The sequence below is a fragment of the Trinickia sp. NRRL B-1857 genome (genome assembly GCF_050470685.1).
Lineage (GTDB): Bacteria > Pseudomonadota > Gammaproteobacteria > Burkholderiales > Burkholderiaceae > Trinickia.
The window spans coordinates 2683338-2708796 of record NZ_JBFLUK010000011.1 but is presented as its reverse complement, the minus strand read 5'-3'; the positions used below and the strand labels follow the sequence as shown (position 1 = coordinate 2708796).

At 60.2% G+C, this 25459-nt stretch carries 25 protein-coding genes; 12 read left to right on the top strand and 13 right to left on the bottom strand.

Annotated features, from left to right (window positions below; genetic code table 11):
- Positions 1-26: 26 nt before the first annotated feature.
- The gene (locus tag AB1286_RS32420) at positions 27-566 is read right to left on the bottom strand and encodes a lecithin retinol acyltransferase family protein (RefSeq protein WP_430367269.1); all 540 of its coding nucleotides are present in this window, start codon (positions 564-566) and stop codon (positions 27-29) included.
- Positions 567-860: 294 nt separating this feature from the next.
- On the bottom strand, positions 861-1865 hold the full coding sequence (locus AB1286_RS32415) for a LysR family transcriptional regulator (RefSeq protein ID WP_430367268.1): 1005 nt from the start codon (positions 1863-1865) through the stop codon (positions 861-863).
- A 254-nt stretch (positions 1866-2119) separates the two neighbouring features.
- Here AB1286_RS32415 and AB1286_RS32410 point away from each other — a divergent pair, with 254 nt between their 5' ends.
- From AB1286_RS32410 to AB1286_RS32380, 7 genes are all read left to right on the top strand, one after another.
- Entirely contained in the window at positions 2120-2620 is a 501-nt protein-coding gene (locus AB1286_RS32410) for an Ohr family peroxiredoxin (RefSeq protein WP_430367267.1), read from the top strand.
- 55 nt (positions 2621-2675) lie between these two features.
- Positions 2676-3203 (top strand): Ohr family peroxiredoxin, encoded by a 528-nt coding sequence (locus AB1286_RS32405; protein ID WP_430367266.1) that lies wholly within the window; start codon positions 2676-2678, stop codon positions 3201-3203.
- A gap of 220 nt (positions 3204-3423) precedes the next feature.
- On the top strand, positions 3424-4962 hold the full coding sequence (locus tag AB1286_RS32400) for a PLP-dependent aminotransferase family protein (RefSeq protein ID WP_430367265.1): 1539 nt from the start codon (positions 3424-3426) through the stop codon (positions 4960-4962).
- A 160-nt stretch (positions 4963-5122) separates the two neighbouring features.
- Positions 5123-5878 carry an SDR family oxidoreductase gene (locus AB1286_RS32395; RefSeq protein WP_430367264.1) on the top strand — a complete coding sequence of 252 codons (756 nt, stop codon included), beginning with the start codon at positions 5123-5125 and terminating at the stop codon, positions 5876-5878.
- Positions 5879-5918: 40 nt separating this feature from the next.
- Complete coding sequence (locus tag AB1286_RS32390) at positions 5919-6335, top strand: cupin domain-containing protein (protein ID WP_430367263.1); 417 nt, start codon at positions 5919-5921, stop codon at positions 6333-6335.
- A gap of 45 nt (positions 6336-6380) precedes the next feature.
- Complete coding sequence (locus AB1286_RS32385) at positions 6381-7382, top strand: bestrophin family protein (protein ID WP_430367262.1); 1002 nt, start codon at positions 6381-6383, stop codon at positions 7380-7382.
- A gap of 257 nt (positions 7383-7639) precedes the next feature.
- Positions 7640-7966 (top strand): DUF4148 domain-containing protein, encoded by a 327-nt coding sequence (locus AB1286_RS32380; RefSeq protein ID WP_430367261.1) that lies wholly within the window; start codon positions 7640-7642, stop codon positions 7964-7966.
- A 7-nt stretch (positions 7967-7973) separates the two neighbouring features.
- Here the strand turns inward: AB1286_RS32380 and AB1286_RS32375 are convergent, their stop codons facing one another.
- Entirely contained in the window at positions 7974-8891 is a 918-nt protein-coding gene (locus AB1286_RS32375) for a LysR family transcriptional regulator (protein ID WP_430367260.1), read from the bottom strand.
- Between the two features lie 91 nt (positions 8892-8982).
- Between AB1286_RS32375 and AB1286_RS32370 the strand changes: the two genes are divergently transcribed.
- From AB1286_RS32370 to AB1286_RS32360, 3 genes are all read left to right on the top strand, one after another.
- On the top strand, positions 8983-9996 hold the full coding sequence (locus AB1286_RS32370; protein WP_430367259.1) for a zinc-binding alcohol dehydrogenase family protein: 1014 nt from the start codon (positions 8983-8985) through the stop codon (positions 9994-9996).
- Positions 9997-10020: 24 nt separating this feature from the next.
- Complete coding sequence (locus tag AB1286_RS32365; RefSeq protein ID WP_430367258.1) at positions 10021-10446, top strand: GlcG/HbpS family heme-binding protein; 426 nt, start codon at positions 10021-10023, stop codon at positions 10444-10446.
- A gap of 67 nt (positions 10447-10513) precedes the next feature.
- Positions 10514-10873 carry a hypothetical protein gene (locus AB1286_RS32360; protein WP_430367257.1) on the top strand — a complete coding sequence of 120 codons (360 nt, stop codon included), beginning with the start codon at positions 10514-10516 and terminating at the stop codon, positions 10871-10873.
- 37 nt (positions 10874-10910) lie between these two features.
- On the opposite strand, the gene AB1286_RS32355 is transcribed toward AB1286_RS32360, so the two are convergent.
- Positions 10911-11759 carry an oxidoreductase gene (locus AB1286_RS32355; RefSeq protein ID WP_430367256.1) on the bottom strand — a complete coding sequence of 283 codons (849 nt, stop codon included), beginning with the start codon at positions 11757-11759 and terminating at the stop codon, positions 10911-10913.
- Between the two features lie 115 nt (positions 11760-11874).
- Between AB1286_RS32355 and AB1286_RS32350 the strand changes: the two genes are divergently transcribed.
- On the top strand, positions 11875-12783 hold the full coding sequence (locus AB1286_RS32350; RefSeq protein WP_430367255.1) for a LysR family transcriptional regulator: 909 nt from the start codon (positions 11875-11877) through the stop codon (positions 12781-12783).
- 227 nt (positions 12784-13010) lie between these two features.
- Positions 13011-13520 (top strand): DUF1269 domain-containing protein, encoded by a 510-nt coding sequence (locus AB1286_RS32345; RefSeq protein WP_430367254.1) that lies wholly within the window; start codon positions 13011-13013, stop codon positions 13518-13520.
- A gap of 106 nt (positions 13521-13626) precedes the next feature.
- Here AB1286_RS32345 and AB1286_RS32340 read toward each other — a convergent pair whose 3' ends face one another.
- The 9 genes from AB1286_RS32340 to AB1286_RS32300 all read right to left on the bottom strand — a co-directional run bounded on the left by AB1286_RS32340 (position 13627) and on the right by AB1286_RS32300 (position 25377).
- On the bottom strand, positions 13627-15681 hold the full coding sequence (locus tag AB1286_RS32340; RefSeq protein WP_430367253.1) for an ATP-binding protein: 2055 nt from the start codon (positions 15679-15681) through the stop codon (positions 13627-13629).
- Positions 15668-17179 carry an ATPase domain-containing protein gene (locus tag AB1286_RS32335; RefSeq protein WP_430367252.1) on the bottom strand — a complete coding sequence of 504 codons (1512 nt, stop codon included), beginning with the start codon at positions 17177-17179 and terminating at the stop codon, positions 15668-15670. The genes AB1286_RS32340 and AB1286_RS32335 overlap by 14 nt, the downstream gene beginning before the upstream one ends.
- A gap of 261 nt (positions 17180-17440) precedes the next feature.
- Complete coding sequence (locus AB1286_RS32330) at positions 17441-18820, bottom strand: FAD-containing oxidoreductase (RefSeq protein WP_430367251.1); 1380 nt, start codon at positions 18818-18820, stop codon at positions 17441-17443.
- A gap of 64 nt (positions 18821-18884) precedes the next feature.
- Positions 18885-20330 (bottom strand): DEAD/DEAH box helicase, encoded by a 1446-nt coding sequence (locus AB1286_RS32325; protein WP_430367250.1) that lies wholly within the window; start codon positions 20328-20330, stop codon positions 18885-18887.
- A gap of 120 nt (positions 20331-20450) precedes the next feature.
- Positions 20451-21308 (bottom strand): helix-turn-helix domain-containing protein, encoded by an 858-nt coding sequence (locus AB1286_RS32320; RefSeq protein WP_430367249.1) that lies wholly within the window; start codon positions 21306-21308, stop codon positions 20451-20453.
- Between the two features lie 36 nt (positions 21309-21344).
- The gene (locus tag AB1286_RS32315; RefSeq protein WP_430367248.1) at positions 21345-21908 is read right to left on the bottom strand and encodes a carboxymuconolactone decarboxylase family protein; all 564 of its coding nucleotides are present in this window, start codon (positions 21906-21908) and stop codon (positions 21345-21347) included.
- A gap of 286 nt (positions 21909-22194) precedes the next feature.
- Positions 22195-23211, bottom strand: a complete 1017-nt coding sequence (locus AB1286_RS32310) for a hypothetical protein (protein ID WP_430367247.1) — start codon at positions 23209-23211, stop codon at positions 22195-22197.
- 591 nt (positions 23212-23802) lie between these two features.
- Positions 23803-24351 (bottom strand): hypothetical protein, encoded by a 549-nt coding sequence (locus AB1286_RS32305; RefSeq protein WP_430367246.1) that lies wholly within the window; start codon positions 24349-24351, stop codon positions 23803-23805.
- A gap of 159 nt (positions 24352-24510) precedes the next feature.
- The gene (locus AB1286_RS32300) at positions 24511-25377 is read right to left on the bottom strand and encodes a lanthionine synthetase C family protein (protein WP_430367245.1); all 867 of its coding nucleotides are present in this window, start codon (positions 25375-25377) and stop codon (positions 24511-24513) included.
- Positions 25378-25459 lie beyond the last annotated feature (82 nt).

Here is a 25459-nt window from a genome sequence, read left to right as displayed (position 1 = left end):
ATTGGCATCCGATCCGTGGAATCGTTCTAAGCTCGACGGAGTTGATCGACGAAGCAATGCGTCGCGATCGACGAACGAAATCGATGGCTAACGCACGAGATCCGCGAGGCCCAGTGACGGAAAGCGCGGCTCCTTCGCGCTAGCACGCGCAGCGTGGCGATGCCTAACCAGGGATGCGTGAGGCATCGACGCACCTGCTCGCTCCGTGCGAAGCCTTGTACGCACCACGTGCAGAAATGCTCGCAGTTGTTCGTCAAAATCCGGTATCTGTCTTCACCCAAGCGCGATTGGGCCCGTGCCACGACATTCATTCCGCGATACACGGCATTGGGCTCCGACTGCACCCCGATCGGTCTGCCCGCAGAAAAACTTTGTAACGAAACGACTTCGACAGGCCGTCGCTCAATTGAGTGATGAAAGCCGCCGTAATGAATCACCTGTCCGTTTCCTGCATATATTCCGTGGTGCGAATAACCTTCGCGTTCGCTGACGAGATGCGCACCCAAGTCGATCGCGCCGGCATCATCCGGCGACGTTGCAATCCAGTCGATATCGAAAGTTTTCATGGCGAGCCACCCACCTCGGCGCTACGATGCGTTCATTGCCCGCAAGCGTTTTGCGAATGAATGCGTCGAAGCAGTAAGATCCCTGCCCGGGTTCGAACGCAAAGCGGCCCCCTCCGAGGCACGTTGCACCTCGGCAGAAATCGATCGCTACATGAAGTCAGTCAGATCGAGCTGTGGCCGCCTTGCGATGACTGCATGGTAGGTGTGGGGTCCGCAGCGCGGTAGATCTGCGCGCGAACACTCACCGTTTCCTGGTGGACACCAATACGCACCGTCGAGGTCGCATCGGCGAATTTAGGGTGATGTGAATTCACCCAGGCAAAGGACGTCGAGCGCCCGAATCTCGGTCGTCATGAAATCGACAAACGCTCGAATGCGCGATGGCAAGTGCTGCCGGCTCAGATAGCAGATAAAGTGGCCGCGGTCGTCGGGCACATAGCGCTTCAACGCGATCACCAGGTCATTGCGCGCGACGTAATCGCAGACTTGATAGCCGGGCAGTTGCGCGATACCGCGGCCATCGAGGACTGCCGTCAGTACCAAATCGATATCGCTGAAAGTCAATCGAGCCGCCGGCAAGTACTTATGAACGCGCCCGTCGACTTTGAACTCCCACTCCAAGACGCGGCCGCCCGCGAGTCTCAAGTTGACGCACGCGTGCTGATCCAACTCTTCGAGCGACGACGGAAGACCGTACTGCTCCGCATACGCCCGCGAGGCACAAAGCACCCTTTCCATCGGCACCAGTTGCTTCGCGATGATGCTCGAATCTTCGATGCGTCCGTCGCGGAACCCCACATCGATCCGTTCGGAGACGAAGTCGACCGGCCGATCGTCGAGCAGCAGATCGATCGCCACCTCGGGATAAGCCGCCATGAATTTTTCGAGCAGCGGGGCCACCACCTTCCTACCGAAACCGACCGTCGAGCTGACGCGCAAAAGCCCACGCGGCGGACCTTCACGGAGCTCGAGCATCTCGTTGACCGCCTCGACGATCCGCTCGACTCCCTGATGACAATTCTCGAAGAATCGCTCCCCTTCGAGCGTCAGGTGAGTCGTCCGCGTGGTTCGAAGAAACAATCGCGTGCTCAATTGCGCTTCGAGCTTTTGCACATTGCGGCACACTGCCGAACGCCCAATGCCGAGCCGCTCTCCCGCCTTCGCGAAACTGCCTTCGGTGGCTACCGCCATGAAGGCGATGATGCCGGCATAGCTCGTCGCGAAACAGGTCGATAAATCGTCGCTACGATTGGGCAAGCCAATGCGAAATCCGACCCGCTGCGTATCCGATTGGTCCATTGGCGCCCTGCTCCGCTTCGCCTGCACATCCGGCGTAGATAGGCTTGCAGTGTAGGACACATCATGTCGATCCGACACGGGGCCCAACCCTCGCTCGTTAAGCGTTTCATCCATAAATAGTGCTTTAGATTGGTGTCGAACGGGAAACACGATGCGTACCGGAACGATGCTACCGCCGGCTTCGAGCGCTGGCCTACCATTGAGTCGACCGTGCCCGTTCAGGGGAACGTGCATGACTGAATTCGAGAATGCCGATGGATGACAAGAACCTCAATTCGCCGCCGCTTGCACTGCTCGACAGGTATAGGGGCCAGGACTTTCTTCCGCTCTATACGACGACGGTCACCGTATCGGGCGGCGCCACCGGCCACGGCCGCGCCTCCGGCGTCGCGCGTTCGGATGACGGGAATTTGGATCTGAACTTGCGCCTTCCCACCGAATTCGGGGGACCGGGCGACGGCACGAATCCCGAGCAACTGTTTGCAGCCGGTTTTGCCGCGTGCTTTCACGGCGCGCTCAATCTGCTCGCCAAGCGTGACGGAATGCGGCTCGACGATATCGTCGTAGCGGCACAAGTCTCGTTCGGGCGCGACCCGATGGACGGCGGCTACGCTTTGGTCATCGATCTTCGCGTCCGAATGCCGAGCGTCGAGAGGCGCGTGGCGGAAGAATTCGTTCGAAATGCCGAACGCTTGTGCCCTTACGCAAAAATGGCACGGCAAGGGACCGTCAATATCGTCGCGGTAATCGACTAACACAGCTTGCACCTCCTGTTGCACGACACTTCTTCTCGGCCGCATACGACTCGCAATGACACGAAAGACGACGCTGAGCCCACCCCCGCTAACGCTGCTCGACAAGTACCATGGGAAGGAAATCCAAACCCTGTACTCGACCACCGTTACCGTCACGGGGGGCGAAGCGGGCCATGGTCGCGCGTCAGGGCTCGCACGCTCCGATGACGGCGAGCTCCTCATCGACTTGCGCCTGCCGAAAGCGCTCGGCGGGCCCGGGGGCGGCACGAATCCGGAGCAGCTATTCGCAGCCGGTTACGCGGCTTGCTTCCATGGCGCGTTGAGCCTGCTTGCGGCACGCGCGGCGATCCCGATTCCCGGCGCGTCGGTCGGCGTCACCGTCGATTTCGGTCGAGACCCCATGGATGGACTGTTCGTCCTCACCGCTCGCATGCGCGTCCATTTGCCGGGAGTCGAGCGGATCGTCGCCGAAGAACTGATCCGCAATACCGAGCGCTTTTGCCCTTACACGAAGATGACGAAGCAGGGAATCGTGAGCATCGTCTCGTTCGCTGAACCCGACCGCGACGTCGACCGATTGTGATGCGGTTGGAACGCCGCATACCCGAGGCGACCGCCGCTGCTTGACCTCGAGGCGGAGCCGTGTCAATAGTGCGAGCAAAGCGTTCGCCTGTAATGAGCCAGTTGCCGACTGATGCGATGGGCCAGTTCGTCCGGCAGAGCGTTCCGGCGTCCCTGTCGCAACCTTCGGGCGGTGAACGCCTGGGAAGGCGTAATCCTCCGAGCAACGGATTTCAAGCCCCATGAACGATCGATACGCTCCGGTATCCGAAACCGCCGCGCGTGAGCGCGAGCCTGTCGTCTGGTCCCTTTTGCTGGGGGCGCCCGACGCGACGGTCGGTTTGCAGCGCTGGCTCTACGACGCGTTGAGACAAGCAATCGTCACGGCACGCCTACCGCCGGGCAGCGCGCTGCCCGGCACGCGCACGCTCGCGCAGCAATACGGGCTCGCGCGCGGCACGGTAGCAAGCGCATACGAGCAACTGCTATCGGAGGGCTATCTCGTCAGCCGTAGGGGCAGCGCCACGCGCGTCAGCACGCAACTGCCAGATCCACGGTACGCCGCCGAACCGCTTACGCACTTGCAAGCCACCCCCGACGGCCGCCCCGGCCGGGAAGCGCAGGGGCCGTGGATCAAACGTCTGACGGAACACGAATCGCCGTTCCCGCTGTCGGGGACAACGTCGTTGCCGCGGCCATTCCATCCCCATCGCAGCGATATCCGTCTGTTTCCCATCGACGTATGGCGAAAGCTGCACGCGCGCCACTTGCGCCCTTCGCGTCTGCTCACGCTCGACGATGCCGATCCGGTGGGTTTGCCGGCCTTGCGCAAAGCCATCGTCGAACATCTGGCCATCTCGCGGGCGGTCACGGTTTCGCCGGAGCAGGTCGTCATCGTCGGCAGCGTGCAACAGGCGCTCGATCTTTGTTTGCGCCTACTCACCGCACCTGGCGATGCGGTCTGGATGGAAGACCCAGGGTATGTGGGCGCTCGCCAAATCATGCACGCGAGCGGTACGCGCATCGTCGACGTCCCCATCGATAGCGATGGGCTCGTCGTAGAGCACGGCGTACGAGAGGCTCCCGGCGCCGCGCTCGCTTATGTCACGCCTTCGCGCCATGCCCCGCTTGGCATATCGATGTCCACCGAGCGGCAGACCGCCCTCTTGCGCTGGGCGCACTCGCACGGGGGCGTGATTTTCGAGGATGACTACGACAGCGAATATTGCTTTCGCTCGAGGCCGCTGCCCGCATTGCGCAGCCTGCCCGGCGCCGAGTCGCACGTCGTCTTGGCCGGCACTTTCAGTAAGCTGATGTTTCCTTCGCTCAGGCACGCCTACGTGGTGCTGCCGCCGCGGCTCGTCGCACCGTTTGTGCGGGCCGCATCGATCACGGCCCGCAGCGCGAGCGGTCTCACACAGGCTGTCCTTGCGGATTTCCTCAGCGAGGGCCATTTCGATCGGCATATCCGTCGCACGCGCACCATCTATGCGGCCCGTGCGCGCGCGTTCGAGCATTTCGCGCAGAAATACTGGCACGACCTCATTCGCGTGGAGCCGATTGCAGCCGGCCTGGACGTCGCCTGCCACCTCTTGCACATCGACGAAAGCACGGCACTTCAAAGACTGAAGAGCGTCGGTATCGCGGCGGCGCCGTTGAGCAAATACACCCATCGCCATCGCCACGGTCCGGCTCTCGTCATGGGCTTTGCGCCCTTCAACGAAGACGAAACGGAACGTGCGGCACAACAGGTCGCGGCAGGCTTGCGCAACGCGGTCTAACGCGCCTGCATAGACATAAACGCGCGAGCCGCGATCGCGTCGATTGGTGCGCGCAAATCAACACTGAGAGCCCGTTTTCAGATCTACCGCGATAAGTCCCGGCCACCTACGATTGATTCCGAGCGGCGCCTTGCCGCCATCCCCATCTGGAGGCTGAACCATGAAGATCGTCGTCATCGGTGGAACCGGGCTGATCGGCTCGAAGACCGTTGCCATCCTTCGCGAGAAGGGCCATGAGGTTATCGCGGCCTCGCCCAATAACGGTATCGACACCATCACCGGCGCAGGGCTCCAAGAAGCGTTGCGCGGTGCGAAGGTAGTGGTCAACCTCGCCAATTCGCCGTCTTTCGAAGATACGGCGGTGATGCAATTCTTCGAAACGTCCGGCCGCAACCTCCACGCGGCGGAAGCGGCAGCGGACGTTGGACATCACGTCGCGCTATCGATCGTCGGAACCGATCGTATGCCCGACTGCGGATATTTCCGCGCCAAGGTTGCACAAGAGAAGCTCGTGAAAGCTTCCGGCGTTCCCTACACCATCGTTCGCTCGACGCAGTTCATGGAGTTTCTCGGCGGCATCGCGGCGACGAGCATGCAAGGCGACGTCGTGCGGCTTGCGCACGGCCTGTTTCAGCCGATTGCATCCGATGACGTAGCCGCGTTCGTTGCCGAGGCCGCACTCGCCGCGCCGCGCAACGACACGGTGGAAATCGCCGGCCCCGAGCGCGCTCCGTTCGACGAATACGTCGCGCGTTACCTGAAAGCCATCGGCGATCCGCACGAGGTCGTTTGCGACCCCGCTGCCCGGTATTTCGGCGGCGTGGTCGAAGAGAAGTCCCTCGTTCCGCTGGGCGAAGCGCGTCTGGGACACATCGGCTTCGACGAGTGGCTGCGGCGTTCTCAAGCGAAAGCGTGATCGATCCCGCGCTCATCCCAAACAACCGAAGGGCAGCTTTATGAAACGCATCCTCTGTTCGTTGCTTATCGCCGCGCTGCCGCTCGGCAGCGCGCTCGCACAAAAGCCGGAATCGAAGAGCGCGAAAGTCACGCTCGTCTACCAGCACGAATTGCCGAACGTTCCCGGCAAGAGCCTGAAGAGCGTACTTGTCGAATATGGCCCGGGCGGGTACTCGCCCGGCCATATGCATCCCAAATCGGCGTTCATTTACGCGACCGTACTCGAGGGGGCGATCCGCAGCCAAGTCAACGACGGACCCGTCACGGTCTACACCGCGGGACAAAGCTTCTCCGAGATGCCCGGCGACCGCCACGGCGTCAGCGCGAATGCGAGCAAAACGAAACCGGCCAAACTCCTGGCCGTTTTCGTGGTGGATTCGAACGAAAAGGAGTTGACGACTCCGCTCGGTCACTAGGAGTAGATTCGCTCCGAATCGGCGCCCCGTCAGTCGAGAATTGGCATGCACTTAGGTAAGTCGTACAAACTCTCCGAATTTTTGTTTTGGACTCGGCGAAAAGTCTATGTCCTTCTCGTCTGCGGGTCGGCGCCCGTCATCCTCTATCGATTGCTCGGCATTACGTGGCTGTGCGTTCCACTGACCATCGTCGTTTTGCTGGGCACGGCGACGTCGTTCATCGTCGGCTTCAAGAACGTGCAAACGTACAACAGGGCCATGGAGGCGCAAGCGATCTGGACCAATATCGTCGCTGCGAGCCGTCGTTGGGGGCAGCTGGCGCGTGATCTGGTCGATGACCGCAACCTCGCGCGAACGCTTGCGGATAGACATATCGCCTGGCTCACGGCGCTCAGATTCGAACTGCGCAGGCCTCGGATATGGGAGAGCACGCAGAAGCGTTTCAATACCGAATATCTTCGGCACTACCGTGTTCCGGAGTGGGAAAGCCATATCGGCGAGCTGCTTCCGAGTTATTTGCCGATACGGGAGGTGGAACGCGCACTGTCTTGCAAGAGCGTTGCGACTTGCATATTGAGTCTACAAGGTGCGGCATTGAAGACGCTGCATGTAGACGGACATACGACGCCGGCCGCCTACATGCAGCTTCAGGCATCGCTTAGCGATCTGTTCTCGCTGCAAGCGGAATCGGAACGGCTGAAGAACTTTCCGTATCCGCGTCAGTATGCAACCGTGAGCGCATTGTTCGTGAAGTTCTTTTGCCTCTTGTTTCCGTTCGGCTTGCTCCAAGAATTCGACAAATTGAATGAGTTCGTCAGCGGGTTCATGCACGGGAACATGGTGTGGCTGGTGGTGCCGTGCAGTACGGTCGTTTCTTGGATGTACGCCTCGCTGGAACAGGTGGGAGAAAGCACGGAGAACCCGTTCGAAGGCGGCGCCAACGACGTGCCGATCACCATGCTGTGCGATGAGATCGAGCGGGACATCAAGGACATGTTCGGGGAACATGCGTGCGACCAAACGGAAGATCGGATCATCGCGCTTTGATTCAGCTCGCCCGCGCGAACGATCGCCCGGCCGCATCAATACGGACTGGCAGCGTATCGACGTTGGATTTCCGTCAGGCACGCGCCTCGCCTCGGGCATGCCTGCATAGGCTGCGCCGATTGTTATCCGAAAGACACCAATGAATTCCGGAATCGCATATTTATCGCCGAGGGGGCGAGGCCTAGACTTCACTCACCTGCTAAACACTGATGTGCTCGCAGAGCCCCTTCAAATAAACGAATCCGGAGGTAGTAATCATGAACGCCCTTATCAAGCAAATCGCCTTAGCTGTCGCCCTGGTCGCCCCTGTCGCCGCATTCGCACAAACCAATCAGCCGTTGACCCGCGGCGAAGTTCGCGCAGATTTGGTGCGCGTCATGCAAGCCGGTTATAACCCGCTCGACCGGCTGCACTATCCGGAAAACATTCAAGCCGCCGAGCAACGCGTCGCTGCGCAAGAGCACATCGCTCAAGCGGATACGAGCGGTTACGGTTCGGATGTACAAAGTGCCTCGCAATCGGGCCACCGCGCGAAAGAAGCTTCCGTCAGCTCTTACTCGCCGACGATTTATCGATACAACTGAAGTTGCTTCACGAAGGATAGCCGGCAAGCAACGCGGAGCAGCGCTCACTGAGGAACGCATGCAACTCGACGATCGACGGCGTCAGTTGCGCACGGTGAGCGCAAATCAAGTGCAGCGGCGCAGGCTCGCAATGCTCCGGCGGAAATATCTCCACCAATCGCCCGGCCTTCAGATCGTCGATGAGATCCAGGCGCGATTTGTAGACGATGCCTTCCCCTGCGACTGCCCAGCGACGAACGGCATCGGCGTCATCGCTGATGCGATTGCCCGTGACGGCCACGGTGCGCTCGCCGCCCGGCGGCGTAAAGCGCCAGCGCTCATGTATCTGCTCGCTCCAGACGTACCGCAGGCAGTTGTGTCGCCGCAAGTCCTCAACTTTGGCCGGCGTGCCATATCGTTGGAGATACGACGGCGCGGCACACAATGCCCGCCGGTTATCGTCGACGAGCTTTAAAGCCAGCAGAGACGAATCGGGTAGCGCCCCGTAGCGCACGACGGCGTCCAGCGGCTGGCGGATGAGGTCGGCCGCGCGATCGCTCATTTTGAGGTGCAGCGACAAACCGGGATGCCGGTGCTGGAATTCATCGAGCCACGGCAACAGCAGGTTTCGCCCGAAGTCGGACGGAGCCGACAGCCGCAGCGGCCCGGACAGCGCCCCCCGCCCGCTTGCCAAGGCTTGCTCGCCTTGCTCCACCGCACCAATCATGACCCGCGCGTGCGGCAAATAACGCTCCCCGGCTTCCGACAGTTGCATGCTTCGCGTTGAGCGTGTGAACAGACGCGCGTCCAGCGCCTTTTCGAGCCGCTGCACCGACGCACTCGCATGTGCGGGCGCGATATTCAACTGACGGGCTGCCTCCGAGAAGCTTCCGTAGTCCACGGTGTGCACGAAAATTTGCACGTCATCGAGTCGAATCGTTTTCATCAAAACGCCGAAAGTGTTTGAGCTCGCGGGATGTTTATCCGTATTTCGGCGAAAGATAACATAGGCTCAAACACGCTTGGAGAACACCTGTATGAAAGCCGTCGGCTTCTATCAAAACCATCCGATCGATCACCCGCAGGCACTGCAAGATATCGAACTGCCCACACCTGAATTGCGCGATCACGACCTGCTGGTGGAAGTGAAAGCGGTGTCGGTCAATCCTGTCGACACCAAGATTCGGCGCGGCGGCGATATCGCGGAAGGGCAAGCGCGTATCGCCGGTTGGGACGCGGCGGGCATCGTCCGCGCAACCGGTCCGTTGGCCTCGCGCTTCAAGCCGGGCGACTGCGTCTGGTACGCCGGGGACATCAAACGGCCCGGCAGCAACAGCGAATTGCACGCCGTGGACGAACGTATCGTCGGCCCGATGCCGGCGACGCTGGACTTCGCAGAGGCCGCGTCGTTGCCGCTAACGACCATCACCGCGTGGGAACTGCTGTTCGACCGCTTGCGCGTTCAGGCAGCGGACCCGACCGTCAATAACGTGCTCCTCGTGATCGGAGCGGCGGGCGGCGTCGGCTCGATTCTTACCCAATTGGCCCGCGAGCTGACTGGGATGATCGTCATCGGCACAGCTTCGCGGCCGGAAACTCGCGAGTGGACGCTGGCTCATGGCGCGCATCATGTCCTCGACCACCATCAGCCCTGGGCGCCGCAGTTGGCCGCGCTCGGTATCGAACATGTCACCCACGTTGCCGGCTTGAACAATAGCGCCGCCTATGTGCCGCAGATCGCCGCCGTGCTTCGCCCGGAAGGCCAATTTGCCCTCATCGACGACTCGGCTGGACTGGACATCGGCCCATTCAAGGGGAAATCCATTTCGATCCACTGGGAACTCATGTTCACCCGGGCGATGTACACGACGGAAACCCTGGCACGGCAACACGACTTGCTGCGCCGTGCGGCGGAATTGGTCGACCAGGGCCGCCTGAAGCACACCCTCACTCGACGCATTGACGGCATCGACGCCACCAATCTCATCCAAGCGCATGCGCTCGTCGAGGCCGGCAATATGATCGGCAAGGTCGTCGTGGCGAACCCCTGAACCCGCTCGAGAAGGAGCATTGATATGACATCGCCCATCATCGGCACGGCAACGATCAGCCTCGAAGCCGCGCAAGAACTTATTGCCGAAGCACGCCGGGCATGCACCGCGCGCGGGTTTGCCGCGACCATCGCGATCACCGATGCAGGCGGTCACCTGCGCGCTTTCGAGCGCTCGGATTCCGTCCCGTTCCTGACCGTCGACGTCGCCATCGACAAGGCATGGACTGCCGTGTCGTTCGGCCTGTCCACGCATCAATGGAACCAATACATGGCCGAGCCTGCCGTCGCCCCGCTGGCCCATCATCCGCGAGTCACGCCGGTCGGCGGCGGCATGCCGATCTTCCACGATGGGCAATTGGTAGGCGGCATCGGTATCTCCGGCGGAACGTCGGTTCAAGACCATGAGGCCGCCGAGGAAGCGCTGCGTCGCGTGGGACTCTACCGCTGACACGGAATGCTAATTGGCCGTTGCCTTATGCTTATGAGCTCCCAGAACTTCACAAGGAGTTACCGACATGCGGCCGACCCTTACCGCCATATTGCCGTGCAACGATCTTGATCGGACCGAGGCGTTTTTTATGCGGCTGGGTTTCAGGCGCGAGAACGACACGCCCAACGACTATCGGATGCTCGCCGACGACTTCGGCGGGCAAATCCACCTTAATCCGGCCGTCGCAGGATGGCTCGTACCTGGCCGTAATCCATTCGGTCTTTACCTCTATCGCGAAGACGTAGACGGACTCGCCGCAATGTTTCCCGGCGAAATTCTCGGGAGCGGCGCGCCGAGCGACAAACCGTGGGGCATGTACGAGTTCGCGCTGAACGCGCCTGACGACTTGCTCGTTAGAGTGGGATGGCCGACGCGCCTTCGCTAACTACAGCTCCCTACCAACGCACGCGGCGAGCGGCGGCTTACGTCGCTTCATCGAATGCGGTACTTCGTGTCAGTGCCTCCCAGGCGTCAAAATCCCGCGCCATCGCAGCCAGTTGTTGACGCGCAAGCTGAAGCGCGTCGGCCCCCAGCAACAAATGTAACGGCGGTTGCTCCGCCTTCAGCGCCTCGATGATCGCGAGTGCACCTTTCGCCGGATCGTTCTGCTGCATTCCGTGCGAGGCGAGCAAGGCATCGCGCTGTTTGCCGAGCGTTGCTGCGAATTCGGGAAGACGAATACGGGACTGCTGCATCGATCGACCGCGAAAATCGGTTCTGAAGGCGCCAGGTTCGACGACCATCGCGCCAATGCCGAATGGTGCTACTTCCTTCGCGAGCGTTTCGGTAAGACCTTCCAGCGCGTATTTGGTCGCGTGATAGTAGCCGACGTTCGGAAATGTGGTCAGTCCTCCTATCGAACCGACGTTGACAATGTACCCCTTCCCACGCTTGCGCATCGTCGGCAGTACGGCCTGCATCATCGCGATGATGCCGTGTACGTTGGTATCGAACTGCGCGCGAATTGCTGCGTCTTCGCCTTCTTCGATCGCCCCGATATAGCCATAGCCGGCGTTGTTCACTAGGACGTCCATCTGCCCGAAACGATCAAGCGCAGCTTTCACTGCCGCGTGGACCTGCTGGGCATCTGTAACGTCGAGGCCCACCACGAGAGCTTGCCCGTCGAAACGTTCCGCCAAGTCGCGTACGTCATCCGGCGTGCGGGCGGTCACGACCGCACGGTAGCCGTGATCCAGAACCGTCTCGGCCAGTGCACGACCCAGGCCCGAAGAACATCCAGTGATCATCCACACCGAGTTGTCTTCAATCATTTCTTTCTCCTTTTACCACCTCAAAACGGCGGCACCGGTTTGGTCCAATGCCTTGACCATGAGAAAGGATAGATGCGAGCATTCGTTCAATCATCCCGGATAATTCGCAAGGGTCATGCAATCCGATCGAACGATGTCGCGCGGGGTACTGGATGACCTCGCGGTATTCGCAGCGGTGGCGCGGACACGAAGCTTTTCGCGCGCGGCGGCGGAGCTGAACCTGTCCAATTCGATGCTTAGCTACACGATCAAGCGTCTGGAGAACCGTCTCGGCTATCCGTTGCTTCGACGAACAAGCCGTAGCGTCGCACCCACCGCCGAAGGTCAAGCGCTGCTATTGACGCTGGGGCCTGCATTGGACGCAATCGATGGTGCGTTGACCGACCTTAGTCGAAGTCGCGATCGCATTTCGGGCACGCTTCGGATCACTGCCACACGACAAGGGTATGAGGCAGTCCTTCGTCCTGTCTTGAGCGATTTCTGCGCGACGTATCCGGATGCAACCGTTGAGGTCATCATCGACTACGCATTCAGCGATCTCGTCTCCGGACGTTTCGACGCCGGCATTCGGCTGGGCGAGAAGCTGGAACAGGACATGGTGGCGTTGCCGGTCGGACCGATGCTTAGAATGGCTGTCGTCGCGTCACCGGAGTACCTGTCCCAACACCCCACTCCGTCGTCGCCGGAAGCGCTTCGTCATCTGCGCTGCATCAACTACCGGATGGAAAGCGCGGACACGCTTTATTCGTGGGAGTTTGAAAACGGTGGGAAAAAACTGAAGATCGCGCTGTCGGGGCCACTGACGTTCAACGAGCCGGACCTGATGATGCAGGCCGCAATGGACGGTCTTGGCGTGGCATATGTGCTCGAGCATGAGGCCGCACCGCTTATTGAAGCGGGACGTTTGGTGCGAGTGCTGGAGGACTGGTGTCCGCCGTTTGCCGGATTCTTCCTCTACTATCCGTCGCGCAAGCAGGTCTCGCCGGTATTGGCAGCGTTATTGAAACGCCTGCGGGCACCTTGAACGACTTTCGTGGCATCGCTTCGACCTCTTCATGACAGGAAAAGAATTGACCGCGAAGCCGGCTGCTCGACGTGCCGCTGAAGTCGCATCGCACTCGAAGTCGTCGAGCTAGCGTTGGATAGGGAGCGCTGCGGCTATGTGGGCCTGCGCGCGCCGATTGTCTGCGGCAGGCGTACGATAAGCTGCATCGTCCCGTTGTGGGACGGCCTGATGAATGGAGGGTCGAGATGAGACGCCTTTATTTCCTGGCACCCGATACGGCGACGGCCAAGGCCATCGTAGACGACTTGCTTCGTGCGCGGATCACATGGCGCCACATCCATGTACTCGCGAATCACAGCGTCGCACTTGAACAGTTGCCCGAGGCATCCTTGCTGCAAAGCAGCGATGTCGTGCATTCGCTCGAACGCGGCGTGGCGCTCGGCGGTGCCACCGGAGCGCTGCTCGGCCTCGTGGCGCTGGTGTTTCCGCCCGCGGAGCTCGCTATCGCGGGCGGGGCAGTCGTCGCATTGACCTTGGCGGGTGCGGGCTTCGGAGCCTGGACCGCCGCGATGATCGGCGTCGATGAGCCGAACGCGCGACTCGAGCGCTTTCGCGACGCCATTCGTGACGGCCAGTTGTTGATCATGGCCGACGTCGCTGCATCGCGAGAACAAGAGATCGAGCAGATGGTGGCGCAGCATTTTCCGAGGGCGCATCCGGAAGGGGCCGAGCCCACGACGCCGATCTTCCCCTAAGCAGCGGGCAGATACGCGAGTTCACGCAATCGGTCATTACCCACCGTTTGCGACAGACGGCGAATCTCTAAAGAGGGTCGTTCGCCAATCGGAAGTGCATCGCCGATCACCGAACGATACGCAGTGCCTTTGCGATCTCCTCCACGAGTTGATGCTGTTGATACGGTTTGCGCAGCCGCACGATATCCATTGTGGTTCCCGACGGTAAGTCCGCGTACCCCGTCGCGATGACAATCGGAAGGTCCGGCCTCAACTCGCGCGCTGCCTGCGCCAACTGCATACCTGTCATCTTGGGCATCGAGTAGTCGGTGATGAGCAGATCCACCTTCGTACCGCTCCTGAGCACCTCCAGTGCATTCGCGCCCGAGTCGGCTTCGATCACTTCGTGCCCCAGGTCTTCGAGCAAATAGGCCGTGCTGTCGGAAATCAACGCATCGTCGTCGACGAGCAAGATCGTCACGCCGTGAGCGACGACGGCACTTTCATCCGGCATCGCTTGGACCGGCGCCGGCTTCTCGGCCGCTTGCGACGCAACGGGCAGCCACAGCTCTGCCCGCGTACCGAGGCCAATTGCACTTTCGAGCCGTAGTGCGCCGTTGAGTTGGAGGGCCAAACCGTGAACCATCGAGAGCCCAAGGCCCGTGCCCTTACCGAGTTCTTTGGTCGTGAAAAACGGCTCCATCGCTTTGGAAAGCGTCGTCGCATTCATACCGTATCCCGAGTCGATCACGCTAACGCGTATGTAATCTCCCTCCGCGAGATCCACCTGTTCGGTAGCATGCTCCAGCTCCACCGCGATCGAAATCGTCCCGCCCTCCGGCATCGCATCGCGTGCGTTCACAACGAGGTTCAACAGCGCAAGCTCGATCTGATTGGCGTCCGCAAGCGTGAGCGGCAGTTCCTCGGGCAACGCGAACGCCAATTCGATGCTTGCCCCAACGGAACGCTCCAACAGCTCGGTCATCCCGCTTATCAGCCTCGATAGGTGAATGGGTTCGATTCGGAGGTCCTGTTGTCGAGCGAACGCTAAAAGACGTTGCGTCAGCGAGGCGCCGCGCCGGGCACCCTGAAGTGCGCCATCGGCGAGCCGCGCGAGCTTTTCGTCGCGAACCTGCTTGCGCAGCAGTTCGAGATTACCCATGACCGCCATGAGTAGATTGTTGAAATCGTGAGCGACGCCCCCCGTCAATTGCCCAATCATTTCCATTTTCTGGACCTGACGTAATACTTCCTCCGCATGCTCGCGCTGTCGGATTTCGTCGAGCACAGTCTGATGCGCGTACTCGAGCTGTGCGGTACGCTCGAACACCTTTGCCTCGAGCGTCTCATTCATACGTTGCAAATTCGCTTCGGCTGTTTTTCGTGCAGTAATGTCCGATGAAACACCGACGAGCCGGGCAACCTTACGCTCCCAATCGAGCACATGCCTCGCGCGAAAATCCACCCAATGCAAGGTGTCGTCGGCCCAGATGCACCTGAATTCGATGGCGACATCGGCGCGCGTTTCGATACTGAGTCTGATCGCATCGCGCATGCGACCGCGATCGTCCCGATGCATGCAAGCTTCGAAATTCGAGTAAGTCAACATGCCGCTCGCCGTGCATCCAATGACTGCTCTCGTGGCGGCGGAAGCAGTGAAATGCGTGGGCGGCAGGTCAAGTTCCCACTGACCGAGTTGCCCGGCGGTTAGCGCGGTCCGCAGCCGCGCTTCGCTCTCGCGAAGTTCTTCCATACGCGAGCGTGCTTCGTACTGCCGATGACGCCCCCGTTGCGCCGTCGCGACCACGCTCACGAACGTCATGGGATGAAACGGACGTTCGAGAAAGACAACATTCCCGAGCGCTCTGATCAGAGTCCGCGCACCGGAGGTGTGATCGGCGACATGGCCCCTATGGGTCAGGACAATGAAGGGAAAATCCGACCATTCCGGCTGCCCCGTTACCCAGGCGGCAACCTGTGTGAGATCCGCATCGCGCAGCGCTTCCTCGGTTACCACGGCGCAGCTGACCTCATCGTTCAGCAATGTCGAGAAGTGTTCGAGATCCGCACATATGACCGCCTCGGTCCCTGCCTCGCGCAATAACGCGGCGGCGACCGGGGCGTCTCGGCCGAGAGGCGCAAGAATCAGCGCCGGACAAGCATTGCGGTCAGTCGTCGTCATTGGGCGCGGTACCGACGTCCGGCGGTGCATCTTGGCCAACGAAACTCGGCACGCCACGCAGCACGCCCTGGAAATCGCTGAGCGCTTTTCCGACGGTCAGCCCGTGAGCGCCGATCCGGAATTCCCGGATCGTCTTTTCGTGGCGGCCGGTGCGCTTCTTGATCACGGATACCGCGCGGCGAACATGGCCGCGCGCTTCGAAATAGCGCAGCAGGATCACCGTATCCGCAAGATAGGTGACGTCTACAGGCGCTTTCATGTCGCCCACCAAGCCATGCTGAGCGACTGTCAGAAACGTGCTTGCGCCCTGCCGGTTCAGATATTGCAGCAGCTCGTGAATGTGAAGCACCAGCGCATTTTCTTCCGGCATGGCAGCCTGATAGCCGTTCAGGCTGTCGATCACGACCGTTTTCGCCCGCGCGTCATCGACACAGACGCGAACGCGATGAGCAAACTCCCCGGGAGACAGCTCCGCGGCGTCGACCTGCTCGACATGCAGGCTGCCAACATCGCGCATCGCCTCCAAATCGAAACCCATCTGGCGCGTGCGATCGAACAGCAGGCCGAGTTCTTCATCGAACACGAATAACGCCGCTTTTTCTCCGCGCTTAAGCGCCGCCCAGATGAATTGCAGCCCGAAAGTCGACTTCCCCGTGCCGGCGGGGCCGAGAACGAGCGTGCTCGAGCCTCGCTCGATGCCGCCGCCCAGCAACTCGTCGAGTTCGGTCACGCCACTGCTGATGCTGCTTCGGTCGAGCCGCGAGCGATACTCTGCTGCGACCAGACGAGGGAAGACGGAAACACCACCGGTTCTGATCGCGAAATCGTGATATCCGCCTCGGAACTGCCGCCCGCGATATTTGGACACTCTTAGCCTGCGTCGCTCCGCCCCATAAGCGGGGGCCAGCTCTTCCAGCTTGATGACGGCGTGAGCAATGCTGTGGACCGTCTTATCGTTCGCGTCCGAGCTTAGATCGTCGAGCAGCAGAACCGTCGCGCCGGATCGAGAGAAGTAGTGCTTGAAGGCAAGAATTTGGCGACGGTAGCGCAGAGAGCTTTGGGCAAGCAATCGGATCTCGGACAAGCTGTCGAGCACGATACGTTTGGGCCGCACACGTTCAAACGCACTGAGTATCGTCCGCGTGGTTTCGCCCAGTTCGAGGTCGGATGAATACAGGAGGGTCTGTTGGTGTTCCGCATCGACCAGACTTTCCGGGGGCACGACCTCGAACACGTCGATTGCATCGTCAAGAAGCCAACCGTGCGAGCCTGCGCCGCTGCGCAGTTCTTTTTCCGTTTCCGACAAAGTGACGTAAAGTCCCCGCTCGCCTGCCTCCGCGCCCGTAATCAGAAAGCGCAGGGCGATCGTCGTTTTTCCCGTTCCGGGGGCACCCTCCAGAAGGAAAATGTTGCCCTCGGCGAGGCCCCCCATCAGCACATCGTCGAGGCCCGGCACGCCGGTTTTCGCCGTCGGTGTGGTTCCCGTCTTGGTATCCATCCGTCGCTCCGGTTGATCGAGGGGTTTCGGGAAGTTGTGACCTGAAATTTTTGCAAGACGTTAGTTGCGTACACGCATGCCCGGGCGCTTTTGCGGCTTTCGGGGGAGTGCGGGCAATCGTCCTGCTGTTGCCTTCCGGGAAGGCAACTTGCTGGAGCAGATCTCGTGCCCGAGAGGATGCTTCGCCGCCCGGACCTATCCTGAGCGTCGAATGCTGCACCGGCACACGGGTCGTGCCGTCAGCTGTATGCGTGCGTGGCGCTAGGCCAGAGGTTGTAAGTCCTGGAGCATGGTCGGCACCAGCTCGCTTACGGTCGGATGGATGTGCACCGCGCGGCTGATCGTGGTGTAGGGGGCTTTGGCGTACATCACGTCGAGCAGCGAATGCACTACTTCGTCACCGGTTACCCCGAGGATCGAGGCCCCGAGGATAGTCCCGGTATCCGCATCGACGATCGCCTTCATGAACCCCTGGCTCTCGCCTTTTTCCACGGCGCGTCCTACGCGCGTCATCGGCCGGGTGCCCACGAGCAGCTTGCGGCCCGACCGTTTCGCCTCGTTTAGCGTCATGCCGACGCGGCCAAGCGGCGGGTCGATGAACAACGCGTACGCCGGAATTCGGTCCGACAGCTTGCGCGGGTCGTTGTCGAGCAGGTTCGCTGCGACGATCTCGTAGTCGTTGTACGACGTATGGGTGAACGCGCCGCGGCCGTTGCAGTCGCCCAGCGCCCAGATGCCCGGGACATTGGTGCGCAGTTGGTCATCCACGCCGATGTAGCCGTGCGCGTCGGTCGCGATGCCGGCTTTTTCCAACCCGAGAGCGTCGGTGTTCGGCGCGCGCCCGACGGCGAGCAAAAGATGCGAGCCCGCAACTTCACGAGCCCCGCCGGAGCAATCGAGTCCAACGACGATGTTGCCGCCATCGCGTCGCGCGCTCAGGCAGTTGGAATCGAGCTGGACATCGATCCCCTCGGCCTCTAGGATTTCCTGCACAGCCTGCGACACGTCCTCGTCCTCGCGCGCAATGAGGCGCGGCCCTCTCTCCACAATCGTCACTTTGGACCCGAAGCGCCGATACATCTGGCCGAACTCGAGCCCGATGTAGCTACCGCCGACCACGATCAAGTGCTCCGGCAGAAAATCGACGTCCATCATGGTCGAATTCGTGAAGTAGGACACCTGATCGAGGCCCGGCATGGGCGGAATCAGCGCCCGTCCACCGACGTTGATAAAGATTCGTTCCGCTTCCAGCAATTCATCGCCGACTCGCACGGTCTTGGCGCTTTCGAAGCGGGCATGGCCCTGGTAGACCGTGCAGCGCTCTAGGCCTCGGAGCCAATTTTCCACGTTGCGACTGGAGCGTTCGGAAATCCGGTCTTTGCGCGCCTTTACCTGCTTCATGTCGACCGTGACCGGGCCGCCAATCATGACGCCGTACTCGGCAGCTCGACGAGCTAGGTGGGCCGCATAAGCGCTGGCCACCAGCGTCTTAGTGGGGATGCAGCCAGTGTTCACGCACGTGCCGCCGAACCGCCCGCGTTCGACGATGGCGACTTTCATGCCCGCGCCGGAGAGCCTTGCGGCGAGTGCCGGGCCGGCCTGTCCGGTGCCTATGACGATTGCATCGAAACGTTGAGACATCGTGCTCTCCTTTTCGGCATAGGTGCCATTGGACGGCCAGGCCGATGTTACTCATCCTCGCGGATCAGGGCTGGCGCTTGCCTCGGCCACCAGGGGGTTTGCCTGCCGGCATACGCGAACCCGCGGATGACTTGCTGGCCGGCTTGCTGCGTGGCTTTTGCGCGCTGAAAGGATTACCGCTCGACAAGTTTGCACCTTTACCCGCGCTCCGAGCATGCTGCGCCGCGGGCTTGCGTTTGTTTTCGCCACTTTGCGGGTGCGGCTTTTTGCCGAGTGCCGGCATGGCGCCGGGCGCCGCTTGCGGCACTTTGGGTTTCTTGGGCTTTTTGGGTTTCTTGATGATCTGACCCGTCGCGCTGGTTTCCGGCACGCGATGGTCGGCCTCGAAACCCGGCTCTTCTTTACGGGGCAGTGTTTGCCGGATCAGCGCTTCGATCGCAGCGAGTTGCGGCGCTTCATCGGCACACACGAGGGATACCGCCACGCCGCTGGCCCCTGCGCGGCCGGTACGGCCGATACGGTGCACATAGTCTTGCGCCACGATCGGCAGGTCGACGTTGATCACGAGCGGCAGGTCGTCGATGTCTAGCCCGCGCGCGGCGACATCGGTGGCTACCAGCATATTGACTTCGCCGCTCTTGAAGCGCTCCAGTGCGCGTAGACGCGCCGGTTGCGGCTTGTCGCCGTGAATGGTGTCGATCGCATAGCCCGCCTCATCCAGCAACGCTGCGAGATAATCCACGCCATTGCGGGTTTTGACGAAGACCAGCGCGTGCTCCCAGTGGTTCTCGGCGACAAGGTGCATAAAGAGGTCGGGCTTGTTCTTTTTGTCTACCGGCACCACCCACTGCTTGATGTTGCTGGCGGTGACATTGGGCGGGCTGACGCTAATGTTGACCGGACCGTGAAGAATGCTCGCTGCCATCGCTCGGATGTCATCGGTGAATGTGGCGGAGAACAGCAGAGTCTGGCGCCGAGCGGGCAACGCAGCGAAGACGGCGTTGAGTTCGCGCTCAAAGCCTAGATCCAACATGCGGTCGGCTTCATCCAGCACTAACGTTTGTACTTGATCGAACTGGACTGCGTTCTGGCGATTGAGATCTAACAAACGGCCCGGCGTAGCGACGAGCACATCGACGCCCTTGCGCAACTTCATCATCTGCGGGTTGATACTGACACCGCCGTAGGCCGCCAGAAATCGTAAATCGAGGCCTTTGCCGTAAGCGATAAAGCTTTGCAGCACTTGTTCAGCCAGTTCACGTGTGGGCACCAGCACCAGAACACGCGCGCGGTTGCTGGAGACCGCCGGGCCGTGTTGCACTAGCCGCTGCAACAGTGGGAGCGCAAAACCCGCCGTTTTGCCAGTGCCGGTCTGTGCCGCAGCCAAGACATCCTTGCCACTTAGCACTGCGGGAATCGCCTTCACCTGTACCGGCGTGGGGGTCCGGTAGTTGAGGTCCTGTACGTTACGGAGCAGGGGATCGATCAGGCCAAGCGAAGCAAATGACATTGGCGTATTCCGGCTAAAGCTGCAATTCTAGCGGTTACTGCCGGTGCTGGAAGGCCGACGGGCGGGAGGCCGGGCGTTGTCTTTGGGGGAGGCCGGTTCGACCGAGAGCGCAAGGGAACGTCAGCCCCCTGTTCCGTGACTTTTTGAATGCGCGGCGAGCAGTTCCCGATGGCGGGCCTCGGTTTCTTCATCGGCAGGGAACATGCATTCTAGACGTAGTTCCTGTGTCATAACGCTCTGCGGCGCACCAACGGTCGTAACCATCGAGAAATATCGAAGCATGCCCCTCTCGCTGATGAAATCCATCGGAATGACGGGCATCGTGGGCGCTGCGGACGGCCCATAATTTGTCCTCCAGTCACGCGGCACGTCCGGATATGCAAGCAGTTCGTCCAGCAAACGCGTGGTGCCGTTGTCGATGACGTTGCCGACCGATTCCCGATACACGCGTTGCAGCAAGCTTCGCGAAACAACGTCCCAATCGGCCACGAATGGACGCATTCCTTGCGGGTCGAAGATCAGGTGCAGCATGTTGCGCGGACCAGGGCGCGCGGTCATGTCGATGAAACAGTCGAAAAAGCGCGGCGCCGCGTCGTTGGTCATCAGAACGTTCCAGTGACGATCCATCACGATCGCGGGAAAAGGCTCGTGCTGGCGAACGACCCGTTCGAGCGCGCGGATGACGCTGTGCATCTCCTGTGCGTTCCACGGCGCCTCTGAATATACGGGCGCATAGCCGGCAGCCAGCAACAGGGCATTGCGCTCGCGCAGCGGCACATCGAGCGTCTGTGCAAGCGTCAGCAGCGTGTCCCGTCCGGGAACGCTGCGCCCGCTTTCGATGAAGCTGATCTGACGCTGCGAGATACCGGCCTCGAGCGACAGATCAAGCTGACTCACGCCACGCACGTCCCGCCAATAGCGCAGTAGATCGCCGAGCTCGCCCGGTGACGCTTTCGGATCGGGATGGATAGCGTTCATCGATTTTCCCAATTTGTGTGGACGGATAGGAATGGTTCAAGCCGCAGGCGCGGGCGCATGCCAAACGGCCTCCTCGAACTGCGCTTCGAGCGGAGGATGCGTTACGTTGCTCGCATAATTCGTGATCGTCGATGCTGCTACCACTGCGATCACCTCGAGTATCTGCTCGCTGCTGAACCCCGCTTCCAGGAAGCGTTTCCGGTCCAATTCGGCCACGCGGCCTCGCTTCTCTATCAGAGTGCGAGCCAATGCCGATAACGCGGCCAGTCCGGCATCGTCCGGCAAGGCACCGCGCCGGATCGCGTCGACATCGGCGCGCTGCACGCCTTCCTTCAATGCGAGCGCCGTATGAAATGCTACCGGCCATTCGCTTGCATTCGTCACCGCGTTCGTCAGCAAAAGCGTCTGAATCTGGGCTTCGGTCAGACTGCCGGCATGCACGCACTCGAACAGGCCGATAAAACCGTTGATCAGCACCGGCGATCCGGCCATCGTTGCGGCGATGTTCGGGATCAGCCCGAACGCCTGCTGTAGTTTCCGCAGCACGGGCCTCGATTGCTCGGGAGCCGATTCGATCGTGTGAAGAGGATAGGTGGACATGGTATCTCCTTGGCGGTGAGCGCGACCGGAATGGAGGCGCGACAGCCGAAGAGTAGAAGCCGGCGTTACTTGAGCCAATTACATCGCATGTAATCAACGCGGCGGAGTATGGCCGGTGGCCGCCCGATATCGTGCCGGGGGCGTGACTCCCATCCATCCTGTACGGCCCAAATCTGATTCGTACCGGACGAGCGCGCGAGCATTTATGTCCGGGGAAGCTCGGTGCCCCGGTTCATGAGTTTGATATGACCGTAGTAACCGAATAACCCGTTGCCTAGCAATATCGTCAGGGGCAGAGTAGCAAGCGGACCACCGTCGAACATCGGGTACATGAAGGTACCCTTTGACCGTGACGACGAAGCGTTCTCCCCGTGCTATTTTGAAACGACTTCTGGTTGCCTGGCTCATACCATGTCTCTGTCATCGCAGAGAGCGAATCGGCATGGAGCACATCGAACGCATGATAGATGAGCTTGGGAGCGGCGCACATCAAATCGCTGAGCGACGTGATCTGCGGGACCGCCGTCAGACCGAAGACGGTGTTGATGTCGTTGATACCCAATTGTGTGCCGTTGCGTCTTGTGGCTTGCACCGTCCCCTGTGGGATCCTGTTCGCCAGGGACCATTTCCCCTTTTGGTTAACCTTCTTTGCAAGCCTATCCATCACATCTTCCAACATAGCACGGCCAGTATCGTCGAATCCGCTATATGCGAGGATGTACCTCCCATTCCCGGTTCTCGCCATGCCCAGCATGATTGCCTGGTTGCCGGCGGCCTTCGGCACCCATGTCGCACCATAGCGTTTCGTAAGAGCCCCCTCGACGTTGAGCAGCATGTCGATCAACTTGTCCATCTTCTCGGATATATCTCTATCTTCGTAGACCTTGTGTGAAGTCAGTGTGGCACCGCAGTCGGCGCAGCGCGACATGACGGCTCCCAAGGTGGGTGACGCTATCGTTCTAGCGGTCGCATTGATACCGCTGTCGTAATCGATCTTGTCACCGCCGAACGACACCCCCGTGACTTGCGTGTTCACCAACGCCGCATAGGCAAAATCGTGAAGAACCGCTTTCGGGATCCAGCCCTCCCCCATTGACTGCTTATTACTGAAGGCAGCGATTTTGATCCACTTTACATGATGGAAAACATAGTGCGTTTGGTTTGGGACTACCCGCACCTCGTAGGCGGGAAATAGTTCTACCGATTCATTCTTCGCAAAGTCAAGGACCATGGTGACCCTGCGGGGCAAAATGTATGGTCGAGAATAAGCATCTTCAATCTGATCGGCGGTGAAGCGGGTCATAATTTCTCCGACTTTGTATTGTGGGGCCGGCAGACGAGAGTCAACGGCGGATAGCCGATACACCCTCTATCTTCCCGCCAATCTTATTGGAGTTCAGAGCATAAACGGATCCAATAGCCGCCGACAACTAGGCAATTGCAACAACTTCGGCTTCGTCCCGACTTATTCCCGTTCCAGGGCATCTGACTGAGAAAAGACAATGAAGTATTGATCCGATGCTGCTGCCGCGAGCCCACTCATGGGCAACGAAACACGAGTCCGCTGCTCGACGGGCTTGGACTGAAGATATCGTCGAAGCGCGTTGCACGTGCGATTATAGGACGGCAACGTCTCATGCCGGCCGATAGTGTTGAAAAACTCCGGTTGCTTCGGTACGTGCACGGCGCTCGAAAAATCGACCTCTCAGATCGGCGTATAAGCCGCTCGTGAGCATCCGCCAAGGGTAAGCGGACCCCTGAAAACCTCGCGCGACGCGTAGCCGACGAGTTTTTCAACGCTATCGACCCGTCTTGGACATTCGCCGACTCGTCGGTGAACGGCAGCTACCAACCCAAGTACAGACTTCGGTTGAGGAAGTTGCCCTTGCAACCGTTAGCTACTACTAGCGGTCGCAAGGGCAAGCCATTCATGCCAGCTGATATTGCGGCCTGGGAACGCGACAGCGGCGAAAGGCCAACACTTCTCAATCCACTGCATCAACTCCTCAGCCGCGAGCTGACCAAATAGGTCGTTGTGGGTTGATGTGGAAAACCAACAAAACGCCTGGGCGTTGAACAACGTCCTTCGGCAATCATTATCAAAACGCGACTTGATCGGCTTGATGTAAAGGCAGCCTGCGTAGAGACGGCGACCGTGAACTCCGGCATTCTCAAAGATCGCGTAGGCAAAGGCTTGTCGAGCGTTAAACTCTTGTTCGTGGCGTTCGAGATCCGCCAGATTCTCGACATATGTCATATCCCTGTCAGGCCATCCGTTATCGGGGCCGAACACTCCTCGAATGGCTTCAGCAGACGCCGTAACGCAATCGTAGTCCTGACGTGCATGGGCTGCTGAAAGTACCTCGAGAGCAAGACGTTCTGACGCGTAGGTTCGCAGCGGCTCGAATCCGTCGGGCAAAAATTCCATGGGGATGTCTGCCATGTTCAACAGCGCAAAGTACGCGCAGTAGATATTAAAGATCCCGCCGAATTCCGGGGCTCAAGGTCCGGTGCAGTCTATCAGCAGACGTTAAGCGATGAATTGCCAATGACCGAGAGTGGCCGCATGCGGCCCGGCGCGAGCACTTGGGCCAACGCCGTACTACACCGCAACCGAATGAGGCGGATAAAAGACGTCGAGTGTTGGAAATGCAGGAATACCGCGTAGGCAGTCCAACAGGTAAACAGCCACACCCAAGTCGCCGGTCCATAGCGCATAGCGTAGCCGTCCATACCGCGTAGCATCGGCTTCAGACTGGTGGATGCTGTGCATCGCGAATGCGCGAGCCCGATCGAGCCAGATTGCGTCTTTGGTGCGATGGTACAGCGCAAGGAATGTATAGCCGTTGCCAGCCGTGCCGTGACAGAGAGCCGCGCCCTTTGCGACCGGCCCCGCAGCCCAGACCGCTTCACCTGCGGCAATCAGGATATCGTCTAGCGTCGTGTCCGGCAGGTTCGCGAGACAGATGACGAAGCCCGGTGCGCCGTGACAGAACTGCATCAACAGGCGGTCGTTCGACGTGACCGTCGAGTCGAGTTGCGCACGCCAGTTGACCTTATTGTCCTCCCAGGTTGCCGTGCGAAGCACCGTGTTCTCAATCGCTTCCTGCCAGCGCGACCAATCTTCGGCGTCGAGAAGATGTCGTCCTCGAATCAACGGCGAAGCGGTCGCGACAAAGCCGTGCACGCCGTCAAGATACGTAACATGCTTGCCGTACAAACCCTGGGTCCAGAAGCGGCAGCCGTGCTTGTCTGACCACTGTAGCTGGTTCCATAGATGCTGCGCCGTGTCGCGAAATAATGTCGCCCAGCGCTCGTTACGCGTGAACTCAAACAGAAAACATGCAGCGAGTAATGTTCCGGGCGCTCCCCACATCAGTTCACGCGCGGGATGGTCGATATTGCATGCGATCAGCTCCGCGAGTCTGGCTTCGAGCGCTGGCGTGGGTGCCTGCGCATATTGCAGCATTAGTATCGGTAGCTCGCCCATCAAGAATGATGCATCGGCTTCGAAATCCTCCGAGGCAAGCCATGCCTGGTTGCGTAGGCGG

Bases quoted from the DNA above. Each gene is read 5' to 3' on its own strand.
- AB1286_RS32385 (WP_430367262.1), top strand. From the start codon at position 6,381: ATGCACTTAGGTAAGTCGTACAAACTCTCCGAATTTTTGTTTTGGACT.
- AB1286_RS32310 (WP_430367247.1), bottom strand. From the start codon at position 23,211: ATGACCCGCTTCACCGCCGATCAGATTGAAGATGCTTATTCTCGACCA.
- AB1286_RS32390 (WP_430367263.1), top strand. From the start codon at position 5,919: ATGAAACGCATCCTCTGTTCGTTGCTTATCGCCGCGCTGCCGCTCGGC.
- AB1286_RS32420 (WP_430367269.1), bottom strand. From the start codon at position 566: ATGAAAACTTTCGATATCGACTGGATTGCAACGTCGCCGGATGATGCC.
- AB1286_RS32375 (WP_430367260.1), bottom strand. From the start codon at position 8,891: ATGAAAACGATTCGACTCGATGACGTGCAAATTTTCGTGCACACCGTG.
- AB1286_RS32350 (WP_430367255.1), top strand. From the start codon at position 11,875: ATGCAATCCGATCGAACGATGTCGCGCGGGGTACTGGATGACCTCGCG.
- AB1286_RS32370 (WP_430367259.1), top strand. From the start codon at position 8,983: ATGAAAGCCGTCGGCTTCTATCAAAACCATCCGATCGATCACCCGCAG.
- AB1286_RS32325 (WP_430367250.1), bottom strand. From the start codon at position 20,330: ATGTCATTTGCTTCGCTTGGCCTGATCGATCCCCTGCTCCGTAACGTA.
- AB1286_RS32365 (WP_430367258.1), top strand. From the start codon at position 10,021: ATGACATCGCCCATCATCGGCACGGCAACGATCAGCCTCGAAGCCGCG.
- AB1286_RS32380 (WP_430367261.1), top strand. From the start codon at position 7,640: ATGAACGCCCTTATCAAGCAAATCGCCTTAGCTGTCGCCCTGGTCGCC.
- AB1286_RS32305 (WP_430367246.1), bottom strand. From the start codon at position 24,351: ATGGCAGACATCCCCATGGAATTTTTGCCCGACGGATTCGAGCCGCTG.
- AB1286_RS32315 (WP_430367248.1), bottom strand. From the start codon at position 21,908: ATGTCCACCTATCCTCTTCACACGATCGAATCGGCTCCCGAGCAATCG.
- AB1286_RS32415 (WP_430367268.1), bottom strand. From the start codon at position 1,865: ATGGACCAATCGGATACGCAGCGGGTCGGATTTCGCATTGGCTTGCCC.
- AB1286_RS32320 (WP_430367249.1), bottom strand. From the start codon at position 21,308: ATGAACGCTATCCATCCCGATCCGAAAGCGTCACCGGGCGAGCTCGGC.
- AB1286_RS32410 (WP_430367267.1), top strand. From the start codon at position 2,120: ATGGATGACAAGAACCTCAATTCGCCGCCGCTTGCACTGCTCGACAGG.
- AB1286_RS32330 (WP_430367251.1), bottom strand. From the start codon at position 18,820: ATGTCTCAACGTTTCGATGCAATCGTCATAGGCACCGGACAGGCCGGC.
- AB1286_RS32345 (WP_430367254.1), top strand. From the start codon at position 13,011: ATGAGACGCCTTTATTTCCTGGCACCCGATACGGCGACGGCCAAGGCC.
- AB1286_RS32340 (WP_430367253.1), bottom strand. From the start codon at position 15,681: ATGACGACGACTGACCGCAATGCTTGTCCGGCGCTGATTCTTGCGCCT.
- AB1286_RS32400 (WP_430367265.1), top strand. From the start codon at position 3,424: ATGAACGATCGATACGCTCCGGTATCCGAAACCGCCGCGCGTGAGCGC.
- AB1286_RS32355 (WP_430367256.1), bottom strand. From the start codon at position 11,759: ATGATTGAAGACAACTCGGTGTGGATGATCACTGGATGTTCTTCGGGC.
- AB1286_RS32335 (WP_430367252.1), bottom strand. From the start codon at position 17,179: ATGGATACCAAGACGGGAACCACACCGACGGCGAAAACCGGCGTGCCG.
- AB1286_RS32360 (WP_430367257.1), top strand. From the start codon at position 10,514: ATGCGGCCGACCCTTACCGCCATATTGCCGTGCAACGATCTTGATCGG.
- AB1286_RS32300 (WP_430367245.1), bottom strand. From the start codon at position 25,377: ATGCTGCAATATGCGCAGGCACCCACGCCAGCGCTCGAAGCCAGACTC.
- AB1286_RS32405 (WP_430367266.1), top strand. From the start codon at position 2,676: ATGACACGAAAGACGACGCTGAGCCCACCCCCGCTAACGCTGCTCGAC.
- AB1286_RS32395 (WP_430367264.1), top strand. From the start codon at position 5,123: ATGAAGATCGTCGTCATCGGTGGAACCGGGCTGATCGGCTCGAAGACC.